The 21,675-nt window shown below is 59.7% G+C and carries 21 protein-coding genes; 11 read left to right on the forward strand and 10 right to left on the reverse strand.

What is annotated here, in order from left to right:
• Positions 1–32: 32 nt before the first annotated feature.
• The gene (locus ACWHVV_RS05400; RefSeq protein WP_447928437.1) at positions 33–950 is read right to left on the reverse strand and encodes a LysR family transcriptional regulator; all 918 of its coding nucleotides are present in this window, start codon (positions 948–950) and stop codon (positions 33–35) included.
• A gap of 246 nt (positions 951–1,196) precedes the next feature.
• Here ACWHVV_RS05400 and ACWHVV_RS05405 point away from each other — a divergent pair, with 246 nt between their 5' ends.
• The 8 genes from ACWHVV_RS05405 (at position 1,197) to nikR (ending at position 9,215) form a co-directional block, all read left to right on the forward strand.
• Positions 1,197–2,162: a Bug family tripartite tricarboxylate transporter substrate binding protein gene (locus tag ACWHVV_RS05405; RefSeq protein ID WP_447928438.1), complete on the forward strand. Its 966-nt coding sequence runs from the start codon at positions 1,197–1,199 to the stop codon at positions 2,160–2,162.
• A gap of 55 nt (positions 2,163–2,217) precedes the next feature.
• Positions 2,218–2,727: a tripartite tricarboxylate transporter TctB family protein gene (locus ACWHVV_RS05410; protein ID WP_447928439.1), complete on the forward strand. Its 510-nt coding sequence runs from the start codon at positions 2,218–2,220 to the stop codon at positions 2,725–2,727.
• Between the two features lie 25 nt (positions 2,728–2,752).
• Positions 2,753–4,225 carry a tripartite tricarboxylate transporter permease gene (locus ACWHVV_RS05415; RefSeq protein ID WP_447928440.1) on the forward strand — a complete coding sequence of 491 codons (1,473 nt, stop codon included), beginning with the start codon at positions 2,753–2,755 and terminating at the stop codon, positions 4,223–4,225.
• 35 nt (positions 4,226–4,260) lie between these two features.
• Positions 4,261–5,463: an acetylornithine deacetylase gene (argE, locus tag ACWHVV_RS05420; RefSeq protein ID WP_447928441.1), complete on the forward strand. Its 1,203-nt coding sequence runs from the start codon at positions 4,261–4,263 to the stop codon at positions 5,461–5,463.
• On the forward strand, positions 5,460–6,704 hold the full coding sequence (locus tag ACWHVV_RS05425; RefSeq protein ID WP_447928442.1) for a hydantoinase/carbamoylase family amidase: 1,245 nt from the start codon (positions 5,460–5,462) through the stop codon (positions 6,702–6,704). The genes argE and ACWHVV_RS05425 overlap by 4 nt, the downstream gene beginning before the upstream one ends.
• A gap of 316 nt (positions 6,705–7,020) precedes the next feature.
• Positions 7,021–7,545, forward strand: a complete 525-nt coding sequence (locus tag ACWHVV_RS05430; protein ID WP_447895483.1) for a C40 family peptidase — start codon at positions 7,021–7,023, stop codon at positions 7,543–7,545.
• A gap of 67 nt (positions 7,546–7,612) precedes the next feature.
• A complete protein-coding gene (locus ACWHVV_RS05435) occupies positions 7,613–8,803 on the forward strand; it encodes an MFS transporter (protein ID WP_447928443.1) in 1,191 nt (396 codons plus the stop codon).
• Between the two features lie 10 nt (positions 8,804–8,813).
• Entirely contained in the window at positions 8,814–9,215 is a 402-nt protein-coding gene (gene nikR, locus ACWHVV_RS05440) for a nickel-responsive transcriptional regulator NikR (protein WP_447928444.1), read from the forward strand.
• A 90-nt stretch (positions 9,216–9,305) separates the two neighbouring features.
• Here the strand turns inward: nikR and ACWHVV_RS05445 are convergent, their stop codons facing one another.
• Positions 9,306–9,788, reverse strand: coding sequence for an FKBP-type peptidyl-prolyl cis-trans isomerase (locus ACWHVV_RS05445; protein WP_447528158.1), 483 nt, complete (start codon positions 9,786–9,788; stop codon positions 9,306–9,308).
• 186 nt (positions 9,789–9,974) lie between these two features.
• On the opposite strand from ACWHVV_RS05445, the gene ACWHVV_RS05450 reads away from it, so the two are divergent.
• Positions 9,975–10,253, forward strand: coding sequence for a hypothetical protein (locus ACWHVV_RS05450; protein WP_447928445.1), 279 nt, complete (start codon positions 9,975–9,977; stop codon positions 10,251–10,253).
• Between the two features lie 81 nt (positions 10,254–10,334).
• Here the strand turns inward: ACWHVV_RS05450 and ACWHVV_RS05455 are convergent, their stop codons facing one another.
• The 8 genes from ACWHVV_RS05455 to ACWHVV_RS05490 form a co-directional block, all read right to left on the reverse strand.
• On the reverse strand, positions 10,335–10,802 hold the full coding sequence (locus tag ACWHVV_RS05455) for a glycine zipper 2TM domain-containing protein (protein ID WP_447928446.1): 468 nt from the start codon (positions 10,800–10,802) through the stop codon (positions 10,335–10,337).
• A 386-nt stretch (positions 10,803–11,188) separates the two neighbouring features.
• Positions 11,189–12,784 (reverse strand): isocitrate lyase, encoded by a 1,596-nt coding sequence (locus ACWHVV_RS05460; protein ID WP_447928447.1) that lies wholly within the window; start codon positions 12,782–12,784, stop codon positions 11,189–11,191.
• Between the two features lie 258 nt (positions 12,785–13,042).
• Positions 13,043–14,221 carry a JmjC domain-containing protein gene (locus tag ACWHVV_RS05465; protein ID WP_447928448.1) on the reverse strand — a complete coding sequence of 393 codons (1,179 nt, stop codon included), beginning with the start codon at positions 14,219–14,221 and terminating at the stop codon, positions 13,043–13,045.
• A 27-nt stretch (positions 14,222–14,248) separates the two neighbouring features.
• Positions 14,249–15,634 carry an adenylosuccinate lyase gene (gene purB, locus ACWHVV_RS05470; RefSeq protein WP_447928449.1) on the reverse strand — a complete coding sequence of 462 codons (1,386 nt, stop codon included), beginning with the start codon at positions 15,632–15,634 and terminating at the stop codon, positions 14,249–14,251.
• A gap of 43 nt (positions 15,635–15,677) precedes the next feature.
• The gene (gene hflD / locus ACWHVV_RS05475) at positions 15,678–16,319 is read right to left on the reverse strand and encodes a high frequency lysogenization protein HflD (RefSeq protein ID WP_447928450.1); all 642 of its coding nucleotides are present in this window, start codon (positions 16,317–16,319) and stop codon (positions 15,678–15,680) included.
• On the reverse strand, positions 16,316–17,467 hold the full coding sequence (gene mnmA, locus ACWHVV_RS05480) for a tRNA 2-thiouridine(34) synthase MnmA (RefSeq protein WP_447928451.1): 1,152 nt from the start codon (positions 17,465–17,467) through the stop codon (positions 16,316–16,318). Before mnmA ends, hflD begins: the two co-directional genes overlap by 4 nt.
• Before the next feature lie 70 nt (positions 17,468–17,537).
• Positions 17,538–17,975, reverse strand: a complete 438-nt coding sequence (locus ACWHVV_RS05485; protein WP_447928452.1) for an NUDIX domain-containing protein — start codon at positions 17,973–17,975, stop codon at positions 17,538–17,540.
• Positions 17,972–18,586: a pseudouridine synthase gene (locus ACWHVV_RS05490; RefSeq protein WP_447928453.1), complete on the reverse strand. Its 615-nt coding sequence runs from the start codon at positions 18,584–18,586 to the stop codon at positions 17,972–17,974. The genes ACWHVV_RS05485 and ACWHVV_RS05490 overlap by 4 nt, the downstream gene beginning before the upstream one ends.
• Before the next feature lie 239 nt (positions 18,587–18,825).
• Between ACWHVV_RS05490 and ACWHVV_RS05495 the strand changes: the two genes are divergently transcribed.
• Positions 18,826–21,060: an NADP-dependent isocitrate dehydrogenase gene (locus ACWHVV_RS05495; protein ID WP_447928454.1), complete on the forward strand. Its 2,235-nt coding sequence runs from the start codon at positions 18,826–18,828 to the stop codon at positions 21,058–21,060.
• Between the two features lie 211 nt (positions 21,061–21,271).
• Entirely contained in the window at positions 21,272–21,595 is a 324-nt protein-coding gene (gene clpS / locus ACWHVV_RS05500; RefSeq protein WP_447928455.1) for an ATP-dependent Clp protease adapter ClpS, read from the forward strand.
• Positions 21,596–21,675 lie beyond the last annotated feature (80 nt).

The following is a 21,675-nucleotide window of genomic DNA, read 5'->3' on the forward strand; positions in this document are numbered from 1 at the left end:
AAAAAGCGCCGCCGCTTTTCACGGGCTCATGCTCATCGTCTTTTTTGGAGAATACCCATATCGATGAGGGTGTCGATTTCCTGGCATATTTCATCGTAAAAGGCGGCCGAGACGGTGCTGAGCGGGCGTCGCTTGGATTTGAGTAGCGCTATTTCCCACTCGATACTGGGGGTGATCGGCTTTGAAACAATGTTGGTGCCTGCCAGTAGAAGCTCCGCTATCGGGTCCACAACCGCCAGCCCTACGTTGCGGTCGACCAGCGCGCACACGCCCCGCATGGGGCGGATTTCCGCCGCAATATCTCTTTTTATATCGATCGTCTGCATGATGTAGTCGACCCGCGAGCGCAGCGGGCTATCCGGCATCAGCTCCACAAAGGTCTGGTTGCGTAGTTTGGCAATGGGCACTTCGTCCAGCGCCGTTAGCGGATGTTGTCGGTGCATGATGCAGCGTGCCGAGCAGCGCGCCAGGCTGGTAACGCTGGCGCCATAGGTATCCGCTTCCAGGGTAATACCCAGCGCTATATCGCAGGTGTTGTTGTCGATCATCTTGAGCAACTCCTGCATCCCAACGTCGACTAGACGCACTCCTACCTTGGGATGGCGCTTTTTGAAGCGCTTGATGACATCGAGCAAAAAGGTGTCGCAAAAAATCGGCTGGGCGGCGATTACCACGTTGCCCACCTGGTTGTTGGCGATCGCCTCGGCGTCCTTTTGTGTGTCGCGTATGCTCGAGATCAATCGCCGCGCCGAGGCGTGAAAGGCGAACGCTTCTGGCGTGGGTTCTATCTGGTTACGCGTTCGCTTGAAAAGCGTAAAGCCTACTTCCTCCTCGAGCCCCGTCAGTAGCCTGCTCACCATGGATTGGCTGATTGCCAGTGCTTCGGCGGCAGCCTTTGTCGTGCCGTGCTTCATGAAAGCATCGAACGCTTCTATCTCTTTGATTTTCATATCTCGTGCCGTATCTGTCGAGCGCAGCGCTAGTCACTGCACCCGGTGTTTAGCGGTTCAGAATCACTTTGACCGGCACCTTTGGCGCCGTTTGGGCATGCAATTATGCTGTATGAGTAGTACATATTTGCATACTGAATGAGTTTTTTGTAATTATTTTCATAGAGGCCTATACTTTTAGCGTCGTGGTGGCGTAGGCAAGCGCTACGTCAATAAATATAAGCAATAACAACGTTGGAGACAGGAATGAAACGTATCTTGACCCTCACCGCGCTGAGCCTGGCGGTAACGTGTACGGCCCATGCCCAAAGCTACCCGTCGGAAGCGGTCACCCTGGTCGTCCCCTATGGCCCCGGTGGCGCCTCGGATCTCGCTGGGCGTGCCTTTGCTGAAGCCGCTCGGCCGTTTCTTGGCGAGCCCATCACCGTGACCAACCAGTCCGGGGCCGGCGGCATGACCGGCGCGCGTAACGTGACGCAGGCGGACCCGGATGGCTACACGCTGTTGCTGGCACGGGTCGGTATGGCGCTATCGCCGGCGGTCAACGCCAATAGCAGCGTCGACTGGGATGAATACACCTTTTTAAGCCAACTCGAAGCCACGCCAATGATTTTGGCGGTGGCCGAAGACTCGCCCTACGAGAGTGTCGATGAGCTACTTGAGGGTATCGAGAGCGATCCGGGCGCAATGGCTTATGCCGCCTCGGGAGCGACGGCAATCGACGGTTTCACCGTTCAGGCACTGCTTGCCGACGCAGGGATGGACCCGCTAACCGCTGCCACCCTGGTGCCTTTCCGGGGCGGCGGTGCGCTTGCTACCGCGCTTTTGGGCGGGCACGTGGACTTTCTTGCGATTGCCGCCGGCTCCTTGATGCCGCACATCGAAAGCGGCGACATGCGTCCCTTGATGGTTTACTCGCCCGAGCGTATGGAAGCACTGCCCGATGTGCCCACCGCTCAAGAGCTTGGCTACGAGCGGGCGGGGCAGGTCATTGGTTGGAGCGCGTTGTATGGCCCGCCTGACCTGCCGGATGAGGTGATAACGACCTGGGAAGAGGTGCTCGAGGGCGTAGCTGAAAGCGAGAGCTGGCTGAGTCGTGCCGAAGACCGTGGTTCGATCTCCACGATTGGTAGCGCCGACATGGCGACTTACGCCGAAGAGCAGTACGAATTTTATCGCGGCCTTGCTCAGGAATTTGGCTACCTGGACTGATCGGTATTCGATGCCGTTCACCGGGTCCATGAAACTGTCAGTAGGGGGAGGGGGTATGGGTATTGCGCGTGGTGTAGCGATTACAGCGCTGTTTGCAGTCGTGGTATTGGTCTTGATACCGGCCTACGTACCCCGTCCCAATTTCATACCCGGGTTTGCACCGCCGCCGGATATGTGGCCGCGAACGGTCGCGACCCTGGGCGCTATTTTTGGGTTGCTGTTACTGGGGTTTTCGCTCTCGCGTAAAACCGAGGCGATAGCCGACCCAGACCCGGAGGGGGCCAGCGAGATTCGCCAGGGCGCGCCGCTTGGCACGCTTTTGCTGCGTTTCGCCTGTGTACTGGTGGCTTTTACGCTCTTCGTTCTCGCCGTTGGGCTGGTGGGCTTTTTGATCGCCAGTATTTTATTGTTGGCGGCGATGCTCGTTTTGACCGGCTACTGGCGGCGCGCCTGGATCTCGCTTGGCGTTGCCGTGGTGCTGCCACTGCTGCTTTATCTGTTTTTCTCCAGCGCGCTCAACACGCGCTTTCCTGCTGGCTCTCTGCTCAGATCGCTCGGCTTGTGAGCACCGCGCATTAGGGGACCCTGGTATGCTTAATGACCTGCTGATTGCTTTCCAGGCAGTTGCAACGCTCGAGAATTTTCTGATCATGGCCGCCGGTATCTGGGGCGGCGTCATCATCGGCGCGATTCCGGGAATGACCGGGACGATGGCAGTAACGCTGGCGCTACCCTTCACGTTTTATATGCAGCCCATTCCCAGCATTTTACTGCTGGTAGCGCTTTACAAGGGCTCGACCTATGGCGGGTCGGTGTCGGCGATTCTGATTAAAACCCCGGGAACGGCCTCCGCCGCCTGCACGACGCTGGATGGCTATCCGCTGGCGCGCCAAGGGAAGGCGGGTAAAGCGCTTAACATGGCGCTCTACTCATCCTGCGTGGGCGATTTTATCTCAAATATTTCGCTGATTTTCATTGCCGCGCCGTTGGCTTTGCTGGCGCTGCGCATCGGCCCGCCCGAGTACGCCATGCTAATGGTGTTTGCCCTGACCACCGTGGCCGGAGTGTCGGGGCGCTCGCTGCTGCTTGGGCTCGTTTCGGCTTGTTTGGGGCTTTTGCTCGCCACCGTAGGCGAAGATATGTACGGCTCCTTTCGTTTTGCAATGACCGTCGATATGCAGGGCGGTTTGGCCGTCGCGCCGGTGCTTATCGGGCTGTTTGCGATTCCGGAGCTTTTGAAGCTGGTGGTGTTTCGTAATACCGAAACGCACAAGCCGATGCAGCTGGGCGATAACCGAGTAACGCGGGCCGAGCTTCGCCGTTCACTCAAGGCCATGCTAAAGGGCAGCATGATTGGCGTCGTGATGGGGGCAATTCCCGGTATTGGACCTTCCGCGGCGGCGTTCTCATCCTACGGGGAGGCCCAGCGTAGCTCTAAAAACCGGGAAAACTTTGGCAAGGGCGAAGTCGAAGGTATCGCCGCCTCGGAATCTGCCAATAACGGCTGCTGCGGCTCGACGATGATTCCGCTGCTGGCCCTCGGTGTACCCGGCGATGTCATTACTGGCGTCATGTTGGGGGCGTTCATGATCCACGGTATGACACCTGGGCCGATGCTGTTCGAGAACAATCTCAACGAAGTCTACATGCTGTTCATTGGTATGCTGTTCTCGTCGTTTTTGCTGTTTGGCGCGGGTAAGGCGACCATGCGCTTTTTCTCGCATATCTCGCGTATCCCGCCGGGCTTGATGACGCCGATCGTTTTGACACTTTGCCTGTTCGGGATCTTCTCGATCTCCAATAATATGTACGATGTCATCGTGCTGCTGGCCATGGGTATTTTCGGCTTCTTCATGTATCTGCTGGCCATCCCTGCCGCACCGTTTCTCATCGCCTTTATTCTGGGGCCGATGCTTGAGGAGAACTTGCGCCGCGCCCTTGCAATCTCCCGTGGTGCCCCGAGCGTGCTGTTGTCGTCGCCCATCACTTGGCTGTTCGCGGCGCTATCGGTTTTCGTCGTCGTGATCACGATCCGTCAGCAGTTCAAAAAAGCCAGGACTTAATCGTGGCCTCTATCAACCATCAAGGATTCGGTGCTATGTCTGCCTGTGACCAGCGTCAGAACCATCCAGGCCTTGCCTGCGCTATCGGTCATCTCGAGGACCTGATTGGCTTTGACACGACCAGTGCCCACTCCAATCTCGCCATCATTGAGCACATGAAGCGCTATTTCGACGAGTTGGGCCTGGATACCACGGTGTTGCATGCCGCAAGCTGCGAAAAAGCGAACCTGGTCGCCTCGATCGGCCCCAGGGACGTGCCGGGCATCGTGCTTTCCGGCCACACCGATGTCGTACCCGCCGCAGCCGAGCGCTGGACGAGCGCGCCGTTTAACCTGGAGCAGCGCGGCGATCGCCTTTATGGGCGTGGCAGCTGCGACATGAAAGGCTTTGCGGCCTGCGTGATGGCCGCCGCTTCCACGCTTTTGAAAGGACCGCTCACACGACCTTTTTACTTCTGTTTCTCCTACGACGAGGAGGTGGGCTGTCTAGGCGCGCCGGCGATTGCCAAACACCTGGCCGCGCTAGAGGTTCCGCCGGGCCTGGCGATTATTGGCGAGCCCAGTGAAATGCGACTGATCAACGGGCAGAAAGGCAAGATTGCCATGCAGGTCACTGTGCGCGGGGAGGGCGGTCACTCCTCCTTCGCGCCGCAGCATGTCAACGCCGTGGAAGTTGCTGCGCGCATTATCGCCATGATCGGCGAGCGCTCGCGGCGCTACGAGCGTGAAGGCCCGTTCGATCATGACTTTAGTGTCCCCCACGCCACGACCCTGGCTACCCTGGTAAGCGGCGGCGTGGCCACGAACGTAACACCGGATACCTGCGAGTTCGTTTTCGAACTGCGCAGTATCGACCAGCAAGCAGCTTGGAGTGATCTACAGGCGCTAATCGACGACGTGGAAAGCACGCTGCTTCCCGACATGCACCGTATTGCGCCTTCGGCCACTATCGAGTGGCAGGAGCGGTTCTCGTACCCGGCCATGGGGGACGCCACCGAAAGCGAGCTCTTCAAGAGACTGGAGGCGATTTTGCCGCCGCGCGGTGGCAAGGTGTCCTACGGCTCCGAAGGCGGTGTATTCGAAATCGACGGCGGTATTCCTTCGGTCATTATCGGTCCGGGCTCCATTCAACAGGCCCACAAGCCCGACGAGTACGTCGAGATCAGTCAGCTAAGCGAGTGTCTGTACTTTTTCGATGCGCTGGGCGCGTGGATGGCGGATGAAAAAGGAGCCGTATGAGCATCAACGCAGATCGTCTTTGGCACAACCTCGAAAGCTTATCGACGATCACCGACCCGGCCCGCCCCTGGACCCGACGCGCCTTTACCAGCCGTTACCAAGCCGGGCGCGAGTGGCTCGACGCCAGGATGCGCGACGCCGGGCTTATAACGCGGCTGGACGAAGCGGGTAACCTGATCGGTCGACTGGCCGGACGCGACCCGTCGCTCGCCCCGCTAGTGATTGGAAGTCATACCGATACGGTACCGGGCGGGGGGCGTTATGATGGCATCCTGGGCGTTCTGGCGGGGCTCGAGGCGATGCAGAGCCTGACCGAGGCCGGCACTCGGCTACGCCGCGATGTCGAGGTCATCGACTTTCTCTCCGAAGAGCCGAGCGAATACGGTATCTCCTGTGTCGGTAGCCGCGCAATGACCGGCGCATTGACGGCGGATATGCTCGATTTTAGCGAGCCCGGCGGCGAGCGTCTGGGCGACGCCATTCGCCGGGTAGGGGGTACCCCGGAGGCCCTAAATACGCCTTTACGCCGGCAAGGGGATATCGCCGCTTTTTTAGAGCTTCATATCGAGCAGGGCCGCGTGCTGGAAGAGAGCGAGGTGCCGATCGGCGTGGTCAGCGATATCGTCGGTATTCAGCGTTTCGATATCCAGGTGTTGGGCCAAGCCGATCATGCTGGCACTACGCCGATGGCGCTGCGCCGGGACGCGCTGGCCGAGGCCGCAGGGTTGATCAAGGCGATCCAGACGGCGGCGTTTGACGAAAGTGGCGGCGAGCACTATCTCGTGGCGACGGTTGGGCGCCTCGAGGTCTTTCCCAATGCGGCCAACGCGATTGCCGAACGCGCCGAGATGGTATTGGAAGTACGGAGCAACGATGCGCTCCTGCTTGAAAACTTCTTCGCGCCGGTTCTCGAGAAAGCCCGGCGCGAGGCCCAAACGCGAGGACTAGAAATTATCGCGACCCGGCTGAGTGAGGGCCTGCCCACACCCTGTAGCGATTTCGTTCGCGCGAGTATTCAGGAGGCCGTCCAGGCGGTTGGCTTAACCTCTATGAGCGTGACCAGCGGCGCAGGGCACGATGCGGTCTATATGGCAAGCATCGCCCCCATGGGCATGCTGTTCGTTCCTTGCCTTGAAGGAAGAAGCCACTGCCCGGAAGAAAGCATTACCCCGACCCAGGCGGCAAACGGTTGCCGGGTTCTCCAGCACGCGCTCAAAAGCCTCGATCACCGGCTCGCATGATGGGTCTTTCGCGCTACTCACAGACCGATATCCTAAATAGAGGAAGCGCTTTCTTTTCAACGCTTGCAGTTTTTACTGCGTTCGCGAGAGCGGCAGCGCTTGCCTTGCGGTAGATCATTAGATACTACATTGAGGCTCGCCAAACCCAGGGTAATTAGCTTATAGTCGTCGGCTAGAAAAAAAGCCTGGTTTCGGTTAATAACATTAAGGGGTTGTTTGCATGGTTTCGGTGCCACACTTGGCTGTGACAGCTGCCCGAGTCATGGGCGTTTGCGTGATTTTTTCCTTTTTGGCCGGGTGTGCAAGTTCCCAGAATATGGAGCCCCCCGAAGATTATTTCGCAATGACGCTACCGGGATTGAAAAAGGGCGTTAGCCCGCAAATGTCCCCGGTCGATAATACCCTTACCCAAATGCGCAGTTTTCAGACCCCGCCACCTATGATGATCAAGGAAGCACTGCTCGCCCAGCATCAGCGGTGGTCCGGCACCCCCTACCGGATTGGCGGCACGACGCAGCGAGGGGTGGACTGCTCCGGGTTCGTTCGAAACATCTTCCGCGACACGTTCAATCTGGAGCTTCCCCGCTCCACCACCGATCAAGTACATGAGGGACGCTTGATCGACCGCCAGGAACTACAGGCGGGCGATCTGGTCTTCTTCCGGCCCCCGGGCCCCTACAACCATGTGGGCATCTACATGGGTGATGGCTACTTCATGCACGCCTCTTCCTCGCAAGGGGTCATTATTTCGAGCATGAGCAACCGCTACTGGCAGCGCCACTATTGGCAGTCGCGCCGGGCGCTGGAACCCACTCACGTTGCTCAGCTCGGTCGTTTTTAACCGCTCCTTGGGCCGGCCGGCTTAGCGAGGCCTGCCCCGGCGAGCGCCGCTTACCAATGGATGCGCCATGATCGAGGCCAAAACCCGCGCCTGGTGGCGCGCCACCGCCGCACTCTGTTTGGGCTCGTTTCTCGTCTTTATCAATCTCTACGTTCCCCAGCCGCTTTTGCCGGGGTTAAGAGACGCCTACGGGGTTTCCACCCTGGGCGTGAGCCTTTTGATGTCCTTCGCGACGCTGTCGCTCGCCTTTTCGCTTCTGGTATTCGGCCCGTTGTCGGATGCGATCGGCCGCGAGGCGATCATGCGCATTACGCTGGTGATCGCCGGGGTGCTGACCGTTTCATTGGCCATTGCCCCCAATTTCGAAACGCTATTGCTGCTGCGGCTCTTGCAGGGTTTCGTGCTGGGCGGGCTGCCCGCCGTGGCGATCGCCTGGATGGGCGACGAGTTCGACAAGCCCGCGCTTTTAAGCGCCGTGGGGCTCTATATTGGCGCCAACTCGCTGGGCGGAATCAGTGGACGCGTGGTGGGCGGCTTTGCCGCCTCCATGGGCGGGCCCTCGGCGGCGTTTTTGGTCGTGGGGGTGATAACGCTTCTGGGCTGTGTACTCTTCTGGCGGCTATTGCCGCAAAGCCAGGCGTTCGTGCCCAAGGCGTTCCGGCTGCGCCAAGCGGTGCGCGACCTTAAAGGCCACCTCAAGACACCGGCGCTTTTGGGGGCGTACTGCCTGGGCGGCATCAATTTTCTGGTCTTCATCAATCAGTACAGCTATATCACCTTTCGCCTGGCGGCCACGCCGTATCAGCTCGCCGCCGGGGCGCTCGGGCTGATCTTTTTGACCTACCTGGGCGGCACGCTGGGCTCGACGGTGTCCGGAGGGTTGGCGCAGCGCTTCTCGCCTGCGCGCTGTATGTGCGCGGGTATCGTCATTTTGGCGTTGGGCACCGGCGTCACCCTGGCAAGCTCGCTTTCGCTGATCATTCTGGGCCTTGCGATCAACGCCTTCGGTTTTTTTCTCTGTCATTCCCTCGCCTCGAGCTGGGTGGGGCGCTACGCTCAAGGGGCGCGGGGCAGCGCCTCGGCGCTTTATCTGGTGTTCTACTATCTGGGCGCCAGCGTCGGCGGGTTCTGGCTCGAGCCTTTCTGGCGCTGGTCGCAGTGGCAAGGCATCGCGGTGGGGTCGTGGCTGCTGCTCGGGGTTACGTTTTTCATCGCGCTAGGCCTTTGGCGGTTCGAGCGGCGCGCGGGCGATTCATAAAGAGGCGATTATGCAGCGGGTAACGGTGACCCTGGACGATGAGCTGATCAAGGAAGTGGACGCGCTGATGCGTGCCCGCGGCTACCAAAACCGCTCCGAGGCAATACGTGATTTAACGCGTAGCGGGCTCAACCAAGCGCAGACCCCCACCGAGCTCGATAAAGTATGTATGGGGGCACTCGTTTACGTCTTTGATCACGGCGCCCGCGAGCTCTCCCGGCGGCTGACCCGCCACTCGCACGATCATCACGATTTGACGCTCTCTACCCTGCACGTGCACATCAATGCAGAGAGCTGCCTGGAAGTGGCTCTTTTGAAAGGCGAGGGCCGGGCGCTACAGCACTTCGCCGACGAGGTGACTTCTTCACGCAGCGTGCGCCATGGCCAGCTGGTACTGATCCCGGAGACCTAAAACCGATCACTTGCCAGCGCCTGCATGTACCAACGTAAAAAAGGGCGGCCCGTGGGCCGCCCTTTTCGATAGCGTGCAAGCAGAGCGTGTTTAGTGCTCTACGCCGCCTTCGCCGTGCACGTGGCCGTGCTCGGCTTCTTCTGCGCTTGCTTCACGAACGCTGGAGATTTCAACGTCGAAGTTCAGGTGCTGGCCGGCCAGCGGATGGTTGCCATCGACAACGACCGTATCGCCTTCGACCTGCTTGACGGTGACCATCAGCGGGCCGCCTTCGGTCTGTGCCTGGAACTGCATGCCGGGCTCGACGCTTTCAACGCCCTGGAACGCATCCCGCGGCACTTCCTGCATCAGCTGGTCCTGAACTTCACCGTAACCTTCTTCCGGGGTTACCTTGACGTTCAGCTTTTCGCCTTCGTTACGGCCTTCGAGCTCTTTTTCCAGGCCCGGGATGATGTTGCCAGCGCCGTGCAGATAGGTAAGCGGCTCGCGGCCTTCTGAACTGTCTAGCACTTCACCTGCATCGTTGGTCAGGGTGTAGTGAAACGCGACAACCGAGTTCTGCGCAATTTGCATTTGAAAACCTTTCGGTGAGTGCATGTACCTATAATGGTAACGTGTGTGAGCCTGCTTGTCAGGGGGCTACAACGGGTTTTTCACGGTTATGGACCCTGCGGGATGTTGCGTGAAAAAGGGCCGAGCGATACTCTAAGCTCACCTTTTTTCCACTCGTCCATTCTCCTATCGCTTACCGGAGCCGTCATGACCATTCTGTTTTTGTGGATTATCGCTTTTGTTTTAATCGCTTACTTCGCTCACCAGCGTTGGGAAAGCGGCGTTAGCGAAGGGCTCGATAAGCTCTTGCCCAGCGCCCTGAAAAGCCGCGGTGAAAGCCGCTACGTGTGGATTGTGGCGCTGGCGGTGCTGGGTGCCACGGCGCTGGTGAACCCGGTCGAAATCCTGCTGGTCGCCATTTTGCTGGCGCTGATCGGGCTGGTCGTCGTCAAGCTGGCCAACTGGGCAAGCAGCCTTTCGCACTAAAGGCGTTCGACGCTTTGCCAAACGCAAAAATGCCCGGCCGATTGGCCGGGCATTTTTTATGGCAGGGGCTTGGAAGATGATTTAGTAGGGCGCTACTCTCAAATTACCCCCATTGCCGAGAAGGCGAACGCGCTGACCAGCTTGAAATTGTTGATCTGCGCTTTGAACGACAGACCTGATATCGCCACTGTCAGTCTGAACTTCTATTTCATAAGCATTAATGAGGTTCGACCCTTCCTCGATCTTGCTGCCCGCAACCGAACCACCTATGGCACCTGCAGCGGTTGCCAAGCGGCGTCCGCCACCGCCACCTACCTGGCTTCCTAGTAAGCCGCCGACAACGGCGCCCCCGGCAGTACCTAACAAGCCCCCAGCGCGGCTTTCAGCCTGAATTTTGGCCGGCTGAATCGAAGTGATGGTTCCGTAGGTGACACTTTGAGCGGTTTGTGCCTGGCTTCCACGGTAAACGTTTCCGGAATAGGGGGCCGTATTGGCGCAACCTGCAAGTGTTACGAGACCAAGAAGAGCAACGGGTAAAATGCGTTTCATAAAACCTCCAAATCTATTGGCGCGGGTCTGTCAGCACGGGTCTAGCGTTCAAGACGGCTGTCAGGTGCGTCACGGTTATCAAACAGTGTTTTTTAAAAGATAAACAAAGTTAAGGGGTTTGACCAGTCTCGCTTAAAAAAGATCACTTTTATTAGGCAGAAAGGTGTATCGAGTAAGCAATGTGCAGCAAATAAGTACCGCGCGCTCGCTTTATATTCTTTCTACCGGTAAGCAGGCTTTATGAAGCAAGTTGGCCCGCTCAGAATGTAGTGAAAGTACGCTTTTTGTACAAGAGATATATAAGGGGCTAACACTTGGTTGGTCCATACAGGTGCGCCGAGGCGGGGCCTCGGCGCGGGTTCTTCATGGTCGATGCTAGCCAGTGGCTAGAACTGGTTCATGGTGTTGTCCTTCCCGCCGGCTTTTAGTGCGGCATCGCCGTGGAAGAACTCCTTGTGGTCGTCGCCGATGTTGGAGCCGGCCATGTCCTGATGCCTGACGGTGGCAATACCCTGGCGGATTTCCTGTCGCTGAACGCCGGCCACGTAGGCGAGCATGCCTTCCTCGCCAAAGTAGCCTTTTGCCAGGTTGTCGGTGGAAAGGGCCGCCGTGTGGTAGGTGGGCAGGGTGATCAGGTGGTGGAAGACGTGCGCTTCCCTGGCGGCGTCGCGCTGGAAGTTGCGCGTCCATTCGTCGGCAAGCTGGCCCAATTCGGTGGCATCGAATTCGGCGTTCATCAGCTGGTCGCGCACGTACGCCGATACATCCTTGCCCTCTTTTTCCCAGGCATCGAAGACCTGCTGGCGGAAGTTGAGTGTCCAGTTGAACGACGGCGAGTTGTTGTAAACGAGCTTGGCATCCGGCACCACCTCGCGAATGCGGTTGACCATGCTGGCGATCTGGCCCACGTGGGGTTTTTCGGTTTCGATCCAGAGAAGATCGGCGCCGTTTTGCAAACTGGTGATGCAGTCGAGTATGACGCGCTCCTCGCCGCTTCCGGGCTTGAACTGGTAGAGGCCGGAAGCGAGGCGCTTGGGCCGGACCAGCTTGCCGTTTTGCTTGATGACCACGTCTCCATTGTGGATATCGTCGGCGCTTTCGACCGGCTCGCCATCCAAAAAGCTGTTGTACTGATCACCCAGGTCCCCCGGGGTGTGCGTCACGGCAATCTTCTGGGTAAGCCCGGCGCCGAGGGAGTCGGTGCGCGCAACGATCACGCCGTCGTCCACGCCGAGTTCCAAAAACGCGTAGCGAACGGCGTTGATCTTGGCCAAAAAGTCCTCGTGAGGCACGGTGACCTTGCCGTCCTGATGGCCGCACTGCTTCTCGTCGGAGACCTGGTTTTCGAGCTGGATGCAGCACGCCCCGGCCAAAATGAACTTCTTCGCGAGTAGGTAGGTGGCCTCGGCGTTGCCAAAGCCCGCATCGATATCGGCAATGATCGGCACGATGTGTGTCTCGAAGCCGTCGATTTTTTGTGTCAGCTCTTGGACAAGGCGTTGATCACCGGCCTGTTGGGCGTCGTCGAGCTTACGAAACAGGTGGTTGAGCTCCCAGGCATCGGCCTGTTTCAAAAACGTGTAGAGCTCTTCTATCAGTGCCGCTACGGAAGTTTTTTCGTGCATGGACTGGTCGGGCAGGGGGCCGAATTCCGAGCGCAGGGCGGCGACCATCCAGCCAGACAGGTAAAGGTAGCTTCGTTTCGTGGTGCCGAAGTGCTTCTTGATGGCGATCATCTTCTGTTGGCCAATAAAACCGTGCCAGCAGCCCAATGACTGGGTGTACTGAGCGTGATCGCCATCATAGGCGGCCATGTCCGCACGCATGATGCCGGCGGTGTAGCGGGCGATGTCGAGGCCGGTATGAAAACGGTTTTGAGAGCGCATACGCGCGGCGTACTCGGGTTTGATGGCTTCCCACTTGCCGCCCTGGGCCTCGCGTAGCTGCGCCATGGCTTTGATGTCGTCGAGCAGTCCTGTCATGTTGCATCCTCCGGTAGTGTTCGCGGTCTGCACCCGCTTGGGTGGCGTCTCCCCCGCTGCTGTGCGGCGGGCGTGCTCTCACTATCGCTGCCTTGGTGCGGTGCAACAATTGACACTTCGGGGCAGGCGACGTCGTAGTTAAACGACACGGGCTTATTCAAACGGCGCGATTACGTCGTCGTTTTACGCCCGCCAGGGCTCGGGCATAAAAAAAGCGCCGCTTGAAAGCGGCGCTTGCGAGGTAACGCGTATTCAGCGCTACTCGTCTTCTTCTTCGTCCATAAAGCCCAGGCTTCCGGCGTTGACCAGATGCGTGAGCACGCGTTGAGCGTCTTCGAGCCCCAGAACGTCGTCGTACATGGGCGTGGTATCGGCAATGCGGCGGGCCAGCGCCTCGCTGCAGGCCAGGCCGTCGCCATCGAAGAACAGCGTGGTGGTGCCAAACTCCGAGCGCCAGGCGATGCGCGAGCCGGGCATGTGAAAGAGCGGCTCACCCGCGTGTAGTTGCGCGACAAGGGCTTCTTCGGCCAGCGGCTCCTCCAGCGGCATGACCTGGTCCATATACTTTGGTTGGGTCATGGCCCGGCCAAACCACTGGGCAAGCTCTTTGGGCTGGTCCAGCGTTTCGAGGATGAAGTGACGCATCCGCTCGAGCGAAGCGTCGTCGAGCTCCCCGGTATTCTCGGCCGGCGCCATGCTGGCATCGCTGTAGCGCTTCGAGCCTGGCAACTGCTCGCCGAGATAGTCGGCAAACGAGGTGATCGCCTCGTCGGCGGAGGGCGCGCGAAAGCCCACCGAGAAGGTCATGCAGTCCTCGGTTTGGCTCACGCCGTGGTGCGCCCAGCCCGGCGGCAAATAGAGCATGTCGCCCGGGCCCAGCGTCCAGTCGGAGTCGGGCTCGATCTCGAAGGTTTCCAAAATCTTTAAATCGATGCCCTGAATGATCGGCGCGTCATCGGATTGCTTGCCGCCCAGTTGCCAGCGCCGCTGACCCCGGCCTTGCAGCAAAAACACGTCGTACTGGTCCACGTGGGGGCCAACGCTTCCGCCGGGCGGGGCGTAGCTCACCATGATGTCGTCGAGGCGCCAGTTGGGTAGAAAGCTGAACGCTTTCATCAGCGCGGCGACGTCGGGTACGTAATGGTCCACCGCTTGAACGAGCAGGCTCCAGTTACTCTGGGGCAGGCGTTCGAAGGTGGCGTCGTCGAAGGGGCCTTGGGAGACCTGCCAGGGGCCTTCCGGGCCCTGTTCTTCGACCAGTCGCGCCTCGACGCCGGGTTCGCAGGCAAGCCCGGCCAGCTCGTCCGGGTCCAGGGGGCTGACGAAATCCGGCATGGCGCCACGAATCAGCAGCGGTTTTTGCTGCCAGTAGCTTTTCAGAAATTCCTCGGGCGTTAGATCGCCCAGCAGGGTCAGCGGCTCGTTGTGTTGGCTCATGGCGAATTCCTGGTGAGTCGGCGCGGGTTATAGCGCATCGAGGCGCTTGGGTAGTGCTCTAGCCTGGGCCTCGGCGTTACCGATGTAGCTGGCCGGCGAAAGGGCTTTTAGCTCTTGTTTGACCTCATCGGGAAGCTCGAGGGAATCGATGAAGGCGGAGAAGCCTGCCTGGTCGATACGCTTGCCGCGGGTCAGTTCCTTGAGCTTCTCGTAGGGCTTTTCGATGCCAAAACGGCGCATCACGGTCTGGATCGGCTCGGCAAGTACTTCCCAGCTGTTGTCCAGGTCTTCATTCAGGCGCGTCGGGTTGGCTTCGAGCTTGCTGATGCCCTTGAGACTCGCGTGGTAGCCGATCAGCGCGTAGGCCAGGCCCACGCCCAGGTTTCGAAGCACGGTGGAGTCGGTCAGATCGCGCTGCCAGCGGGAAATCGGCAGCTTCTGCGCCAGGTGATTGAGCACCGCATTGGCAAGCCCTAGATTGCCCTCGGAGTTCTCGAAGTCGATCGGGTTGACCTTGTGCGGCATGGTGGAAGAGCCGATTTCGCCTTCCACGGTGCGCTGCTTGAAGTAGCCAAGCGAGATGTAGCCCCACACGTCGCGGTCGAAGTCGATCAAAATGGTGTTGAAACGGGCGATCGCATCGAACAGTTCGGCAATGTAGTCGTGGGGTTCGATCTGGGTGGTGTAAGGATTGAAGCAAAGGCCTAGCCCCTGCACGAAGGTACGTGCGTTGGCTTCCCAGTCGATCTCCGGGTAGGTCGCCAGGTGAGCGTTGTAGTTGCCCACCGCGCCGTTGATCTTGCCCAATACTTCGACGCTTTCGATCTGCTTGAGCTGGCGCTTCAAGCGGTAAGCGGTGTTGGCCATCTCCTTGCCAAGCGTGGTCGGGCTTGCGGTCTGACCGTGGGTGCGCGAGAGCATCGGCTGCGCTGCGTGGGCCACGGCAAGCTCGGCGATGTCGTCGGCTACCTTGTGCAGAGTGGGCAACACGGCCTTCAGGCCATCGGCCAGCATCACACCGTAGGAGAGGTTGTTGATATCCTCACTGGTGCAGGCGAAGTGAATGAACTCGGTGACCGCGTGAAGCTCCGCCTGGCCCTCGATCTTCTCCTTGAGAAAGTACTCCACCGCTTTGACGTCGTGGTTGGTGGTGCGCTCGATCTCCTTGATGCGCTCGGCGTCGGTCACCGAGAACTCGTCGATCAGCGTTTCCAAAAACGCCGTGGCGTCTTGAGAGAGCGCGCTGACCTCGGTGATGCCCTCGTGCTCGGCCAGGCGCTGCAGCCAGCGCACTTCGACGATGACGCGAGCGCGGATCAGGCCGAATTCGCTGAAGTGTTCTCTGAGCGCGGCGGCTTTATCGGCGTAGCGGCCGTCGACGGGAGAGAGAGCGGTCAAAGCGGTGAGTTGCATGGCAAGGTTTCCAGGTATAAAAAGTCGGTGTCTTGAATAAGGCCTAGTTGAGGCTATCGAGGGCGCGGCGCAGCGCCTTGCGCTGAAACATCAGTTTCCAGCGCCGCCCGCCCTGCTGATGCCACAAAAGGGCAAAGCGGATACCGCTCAGCAAACAGGCGCGCACTCGCTCGGGCATCATGCGGGTCTGTAAAAGCGACGGGTCGCCCTGGACGACGATGCGCGTTTTGAACGTCGAGATCGTCTCCTGATAGGTTTCGCCCAGGCTTGCGATCACGTTTTCATGCACCGGGCCGAAGTGCTCCGCCTGGCCCTGAACGTGGTCGAGCTTCTGGCCCAGGGCGTCGAGCATGGCGGTATCGCTGCGCAGCTTGTTCATCAGCATCAGCATCGAAAACCCGTAGCGCAGCACCACCGGGTCGGCCTGCTTGCGTCCCACCAGCGCCTCCAACGTATCGAGCCCGCGGCGCAGGTTGTTGGGGTGGCCGCCGTAGATCGCCTCGAAGCTTGCCGGGTTGGTGTCAAGGGTTGCGTTGATCAACGTCTCCCAGGCGCGGGGCTCGACCTGGCCAGTGCGCGCCAGCTCATCGACCAGGCTTGCGGCCTGAAACACCCCGGCCAGCGCCAGTGCCTGGCGGGCGGAAGGGGAGTCCGGGGCGCGATGAATCGGCGTGGTCGCGCTCATGCGGCGGCCTCGGCGGCGTTCCAGGTAGTGTCGATCACCCCGCCCCCCAGGCAGATGTCGCCATCGTAGAGCACCAGCGACTGGCCAGGTGTGACCGCCCACTGCGGGTCGTCGAAGATGACGTCGACGCCGTTGTCGCTGCGCGTGCGCACAAAGCAAGGGCAGTCGCTCTGGCGGTAGCGGGTCTTGGCCGTGAAGCGGCCCTCGGAAACCGGTGCCACGCCTGCCACCCAGTCCATCGCCTCGGTGGCCAGCGAATCGGTGTATAGGCGCGTATGGGCCTTGCCCTGCACGACCCTTAACACGTTGCGCTCGAGATCCTTGTCCACTACGTACCAGGGTTCCTCGGAGTAGTTGGCCAGGCCCCCGATGCCAAGGCCCTGGCGCTGGCCCAGGGTGTAGTACATCAGGCCCATGTGATCGCCGATCACATCACCTTCCGCGGTTTCGATCTTGCCAGGCTTTGCGGGCAGGTACTGCTGCAAAAAGTCCTTGAAGCGACGCTCACCGATAAAGCAGATACCGGTGGAGTCCTTCTTCTTCGCCGTCACCAGGTCATGCTCTTCAGCCAGCGCCCGCACCGCGGGCTTTTCGAGCTCACCCACCGGGAAGAGGGTCTTGGCGATGGCGGCTTCGGGCACCGCGTGCAGAAAGTAGCTCTGATCCTTGTTGCGATCCAGGCCCTTCAATAGCCGCGGGCGGCCATCGTATTCGCCGCGGCGTACGTAGTGGCCGGTGGCGATCTTGTCGGCGCCGAGCATCTCGGCGTAGTCGAGGAACACCTTGAACTTGATTTCCCGGTTGCACAGGATGTCCGGGTTCGGGGTGCGCCCGGCCTTGTATTCGGCCAGAAAGTGCTCGAAAACGTTATCCCAATACTCCGCAGCGAAGTTGGCGGTGTGCAGCTTGATACCAAGCTTTTGGCACACGGCTTCGGCGTCGGCCAGGTCTTCCTTGGCGGTGCAGTATTCGGTGCCGTCGTCCTCGTCCCAGTTCTTCATGAACAGGCCTTCGACTTCATAACCTTGCTGCAGGAGCAAAAGTGCGGAAACCGACGAGTCGACGCCGCCGGACATGCCGACGATCACCTTGCCTGCGGCCGGCGTTCCGACGGCCGGTGCCAGGGGCGTGCTGTGAGTGGATGTCATGGCCATCCTCGTAAAGTGGTATGCAATTGGCCGCGATTATACACGATGCGGGCCTGGCGCTTCGAGTGCTTCACTCGCTGATCACGCTTAGCGGGTATTGATGCCCGGCGCGGGCGGCCTCGATCCGCCTGACCACCAGCGGGCTTCGAAGCCTTCCCGCGCGCTCGAGGGTTTTGATTTCGTGAAGCGCCAGCCAGTGCGTGGCGTGAATATCGGCGTCCAGCGGCGTTGCCAGGTGGGTGTCCGGCGTGGCGATAAAGCCGTGGCTATGAAAGGTTTTATCCGCAGTGTGAAAGACCCAAAGCCCCAGGTAATGGGTCAGGCGTACCCGCCAGGCGGTTTCTTCTTCGACTTCGCGCAGCGCCGCCGCCATCGGCCCCTCACCGGGTTCGATGTGGCCCGCAGGCTGGTTGAAAAGCGTGGCCGGGCCGCCGCGCTCCTCTTCGACCATCAGGTAGCGCCCATCTTGCTCGATCACGCAGGCGGCGGTGGCGTGGATGCGTTTCATGACGTTTTTTTGCTCCGCGGTTTTTGCCCTGGGCGCTTGTATCCGCCGGGCTTTTGGGGCGCCTTCGGGGCGTGCAGGGTCTCTTTGCGCCACTGGCCCGGCGCTAAATCATCGAGGCGCCAGGCGCCGATGGCGGCGCGCACCAGGCGAAGCGTAGGAAAGCCCACGTGGGCGGTCATACGGCGTACCTGACGGTTGCGCCCCTCGGTAATGGTGAGCTCGAGCCACGAGGTGTTCGGGTGGCGTTTGGGGTCGAGGGGCGGGGTGCGCTCGCCAATAGCCGGGGCGTTGATGCGCCGCGCCTTGGCCGGGCGGGTAGGGCCGTCGTTGAGCGTGACCCCCGCTCTGAGCGCGGCCAGCGCTTTATCGTCGATCACCCCTTCGAGCTGGGCCCAATAGGTCTTGGGCTGCTTGTGGCGGGGGTGCGCGATCTGGTGAATCAGCGCGCCGTCATCGCTTAGTAGCAATAACCCTTCAGAGTCGTAATCGAGCCGGCCCGCCGCGTAGACCCCGGGTACATCGATCACATCGGAAAGCGTCGCGCGGCCTTCGGTGTCGGTAAACTGGGACAGCATCTTATAGGGCTTGTGTAGAAGATAGAGCGTGCTCATCGGGCTCTCATGTGGCGGGGTGAATTTGTCGACAATCGCATAAAGGAGTAAAGTACAGCGCGGAAATACACAAATACTAAACGTTAGAATGGCATCATCGCCTTCGCGCCGCTTTTATCGAAAACGCCGCGATGGTGGCCGTGGCAAACGCGCCGTGCTCAAACTCTTCGCGGCGCAGCTCGATGAGTAAGCCGCCTGGAATTTTTTAGTCACAGCGACAGAAACGAGGTTAACGCAAAATGTCCGAAACGCCGAAGATCATTTATACGCTCACCGATGAAGCCCCCGCGCTTGCAACCTACTCGCTGTTACCGATTATCGATGCGTTCACCGACCCTGCCGGTGTGGAAGTGGAAACCCGCGATATTTCCCTGGCCGCCCGCGTACTGGCGCAGTTTCCCGACCGTTTGAGCAGCGAGCAGCGCGTCAGCGACGACCTCGCCGAGCTTGGCAAGCTTGCCACCACGCCAGAAGCCAACATCATCAAGCTGCCCAACATCAGCGCCTCGGGCCCGCAGCTGAAGGCGACCATCAAAGAGCTGCAATCCCAGGGGTTCGATCTTCCGAACTACCCTGACGAGCCGCAAAACGCCGACGAAGAAGCCATCAAGGCCGCCTATGACAAGGCCAAGGGTAGCGCGGTGAACCCGGTGCTCAGAGAAGGCAACTCGGATCGTCGTGCGCCGAAGTCGGTCAAGAACTACGCGCGCAAGTACCCGCACCGCATGGGCGAGTGGAGCAAGGATTCCGACTCTCACGTAGCGCACATGAGCGAGGGCGACTTCTACGCCACCGAGCAGTCCGCGGTCATCAAGGCGCCGGGCTCGCTCAAGATCGAGCTCAAGCAAAAAGACGGCACGGCGACGGTACTCAAGGAAAGCCTGAAAGTGCTCGAAGGCGAAGTCGTCGACGCCGCCTCGATGAGCAGCCGTAAACTGCGCAACTTCATCGACAGCGAAATCAAGGACGCCAAAAAGCGTAACGTGCTGTTTTCGCTGCACCTAAAAGCCACCATGATGAAGGTGTCCGACCCGATCATGTTCGGTATCGTGGTCGAAGAGTTTTATAAAGACGTACTCGAAAAGCATGCCGGTGCGCTGAAGCTTGCCGGCTTCAATCCGGCCTCGGGCCTGGGCGATCTTTACAGCTCGATCGAGAAACTGCCTTCCGAGCAGTCTGAGGCGATCAGAAGCGACATCGACGCGCTCTACAAAGAACGCCCGCCGATGGCGATGGTCAACTCCCACAAGGGCATCACTAACCTGCACGTGCCCAGTGACGTGATCATCGACGCCTCCATGCCGGCCATGATTCGCGACTCCGGCAAGATGTGGAACGCGGGTGACGAGCTTCAGGACACCAAGGCGGTGATTCCGGATCGCTGCTACGCGACCATCTACCAGAGCGTGATCGAGGACTGCAAGAAAAATGGCGCCTTCGATCCGACCACCATGGGCAGCGTGCCCAACGTGGGTCTGATGGCCCAAAAAGCCGAAGAGTACGGCTCCCACGACAAGACCTTCCACATTCCTGCCGATGGCACCGTGGTCGTCACCGACGAAAACGGCCAGACGCTGTTTAGCCACGATGTGGAAGCCGGCGATATCTGGCGGATGTGCCAGACCAAGGACGCGCCGATCAAGGACTGGGTGAAGCTTGCCGTCAACCGGGCGCGGGAAAGCGGCACGCCGACGATCTTCTGGCTCGACGCTAACCGGGCCCACGATGCCAGGCTGATCGAGAAGGTCGAGACCTACCTTGCCGACCACGACACCGACGGTCTGGATATCCGTATCCTCGCGCCGGTCGAGGCGATGAACCTGTCGCTGGAGCGTATCCGTAAGGGCGAGGACACCATTTCGGTCACCGGTAACGTGCTGCGCGATTATCTGACCGATCTGTTTCCGATCATGGAACTTGGCACCAGCGCCAAGATGCTCTCGATCGTACCGTTGATGAACGGCGGCGGTCTGTTCGAAACCGGCGCCGGCGGAAGCGCGCCCAAGCACGTCGAACAGCTCATCGAAGAGAACCACCTGCGCTGGGATTCGCTGGGCGAGTTTTTGGCCCTGGCCGCCTCGCTCGAGCACCTGGGCAGCACCTTCGGCAACAAGCGCGCCACGGTGCTGGCTAAGGCGCTGGATGAAGCCAACGGGGAGTTTCTGGACAGCAACAAGTCGCCTTCGCGCAAGACCGGCGAAATCGATAACCGCGGCAGCCACTTCTACCTGGCCATGTACTGGGCCGAGGCGCTGGCCGCCCAGGACCAGGACGCCGAGCTTCAGTCGCTGTTCGCGAAGCTTGCGAAAACGCTGCGCGACAACGAGACCAAAATCATGGACGAGCTCAACGGCGCCCAGGGTAAGAAGGTCGACATCAAAGGCTACTTCCACCCGGACCGCGAGCTTACAAGCCAGGCCATGCGCCCGAGCAAAACCTTAAACGACGCACTTGCCATCGTCGCCAAGGGTTAAACGCTTTCGTGGTCACAACCCTCGTCCGCTCGGCGGGCGGGGGTTTTTTGTTTTATCCAGTGTGATAATTTTGTCTTTTCCATGAACCCTTGCTGACTCTGGGCGTCTTAGAGCAAACCTGCTTGCACCATCCGCCTGTCAGCACAGAGACGATACGCCAAGCTTTATGACCAACTTCGAAAGCCCTTGTCTAAATAGTCTGATTTTGGGTATGACGCGCCCGGATAGGCCCGAGTATGACGACGACCTGGATGTGCAGACTTCGGAGCCCGAAGTCGCTCAGCCGCCGTTATATAAAGTGATCCTGCACAACGATGACTACACCCCCATGGAGTTCGTCATCGAAGTGCTCCAGGGCTTTTTCAATATGAACAATGAAAAAGCCGTTGAGATCATGCTCGCCGTGCATACTCAAGGCAAAGCCACCTGCGGCATTTTTACCCGCGATATCGCGGAGACGAAAAGCCATCAGGTCAATGAATACGCCCGCGAATGCGAACACCCGCTTATGAGCGATATCGAAGCCGCCGACTGATCGACCCACGAGCCCGTTAAAGCGCCGTGCGTTGAAAAAAAGTGGTAGCGGGGCTTGCAAGCGGGGCATTTGTACCCGAT

The organism is Vreelandella sp. EE27, assembly GCF_968206495.1.

Bases quoted from the DNA above. Each gene is read 5' to 3' on its own strand.
- ACWHVV_RS05400 (WP_447928437.1), bottom strand. From the start codon at position 950: ATGAAAATCAAAGAGATAGAAGCGTTCGATGCTTTCATGAAGCACGGC.
- ACWHVV_RS05405 (WP_447928438.1), top strand. From the start codon at position 1,197: ATGAAACGTATCTTGACCCTCACCGCGCTGAGCCTGGCGGTAACGTGT.
- ACWHVV_RS05410 (WP_447928439.1), top strand. From the start codon at position 2,218: ATGGGTATTGCGCGTGGTGTAGCGATTACAGCGCTGTTTGCAGTCGTG.
- ACWHVV_RS05415 (WP_447928440.1), top strand. From the start codon at position 2,753: ATGCTTAATGACCTGCTGATTGCTTTCCAGGCAGTTGCAACGCTCGAG.
- argE (WP_447928441.1), top strand. From the start codon at position 4,261: ATGTCTGCCTGTGACCAGCGTCAGAACCATCCAGGCCTTGCCTGCGCT.
- ACWHVV_RS05425 (WP_447928442.1), top strand. From the start codon at position 5,460: ATGAGCATCAACGCAGATCGTCTTTGGCACAACCTCGAAAGCTTATCG.
- ACWHVV_RS05430 (WP_447895483.1), top strand. From the start codon at position 7,021: ATGGAGCCCCCCGAAGATTATTTCGCAATGACGCTACCGGGATTGAAA.
- ACWHVV_RS05435 (WP_447928443.1), top strand. From the start codon at position 7,613: ATGATCGAGGCCAAAACCCGCGCCTGGTGGCGCGCCACCGCCGCACTC.
- nikR (WP_447928444.1), top strand. From the start codon at position 8,814: ATGCAGCGGGTAACGGTGACCCTGGACGATGAGCTGATCAAGGAAGTG.
- ACWHVV_RS05445 (WP_447528158.1), bottom strand. From the start codon at position 9,788: ATGCAAATTGCGCAGAACTCGGTTGTCGCGTTTCACTACACCCTGACC.
- ACWHVV_RS05450 (WP_447928445.1), top strand. From the start codon at position 9,975: ATGACCATTCTGTTTTTGTGGATTATCGCTTTTGTTTTAATCGCTTAC.
- ACWHVV_RS05455 (WP_447928446.1), bottom strand. From the start codon at position 10,802: ATGAAACGCATTTTACCCGTTGCTCTTCTTGGTCTCGTAACACTTGCA.
- ACWHVV_RS05460 (WP_447928447.1), bottom strand. From the start codon at position 12,784: ATGACAGGACTGCTCGACGACATCAAAGCCATGGCGCAGCTACGCGAG.
- ACWHVV_RS05465 (WP_447928448.1), bottom strand. From the start codon at position 14,221: ATGAGCCAACACAACGAGCCGCTGACCCTGCTGGGCGATCTAACGCCC.
- purB (WP_447928449.1), bottom strand. From the start codon at position 15,634: ATGCAACTCACCGCTTTGACCGCTCTCTCTCCCGTCGACGGCCGCTAC.
- hflD (WP_447928450.1), bottom strand. From the start codon at position 16,319: ATGAGCGCGACCACGCCGATTCATCGCGCCCCGGACTCCCCTTCCGCC.
- mnmA (WP_447928451.1), bottom strand. From the start codon at position 17,467: ATGACATCCACTCACAGCACGCCCCTGGCACCGGCCGTCGGAACGCCG.
- ACWHVV_RS05485 (WP_447928452.1), bottom strand. From the start codon at position 17,975: ATGAAACGCATCCACGCCACCGCCGCCTGCGTGATCGAGCAAGATGGG.
- ACWHVV_RS05490 (WP_447928453.1), bottom strand. From the start codon at position 18,586: ATGAGCACGCTCTATCTTCTACACAAGCCCTATAAGATGCTGTCCCAG.
- ACWHVV_RS05495 (WP_447928454.1), top strand. From the start codon at position 18,826: ATGTCCGAAACGCCGAAGATCATTTATACGCTCACCGATGAAGCCCCC.
- clpS (WP_447928455.1), top strand. From the start codon at position 21,272: ATGACGCGCCCGGATAGGCCCGAGTATGACGACGACCTGGATGTGCAG.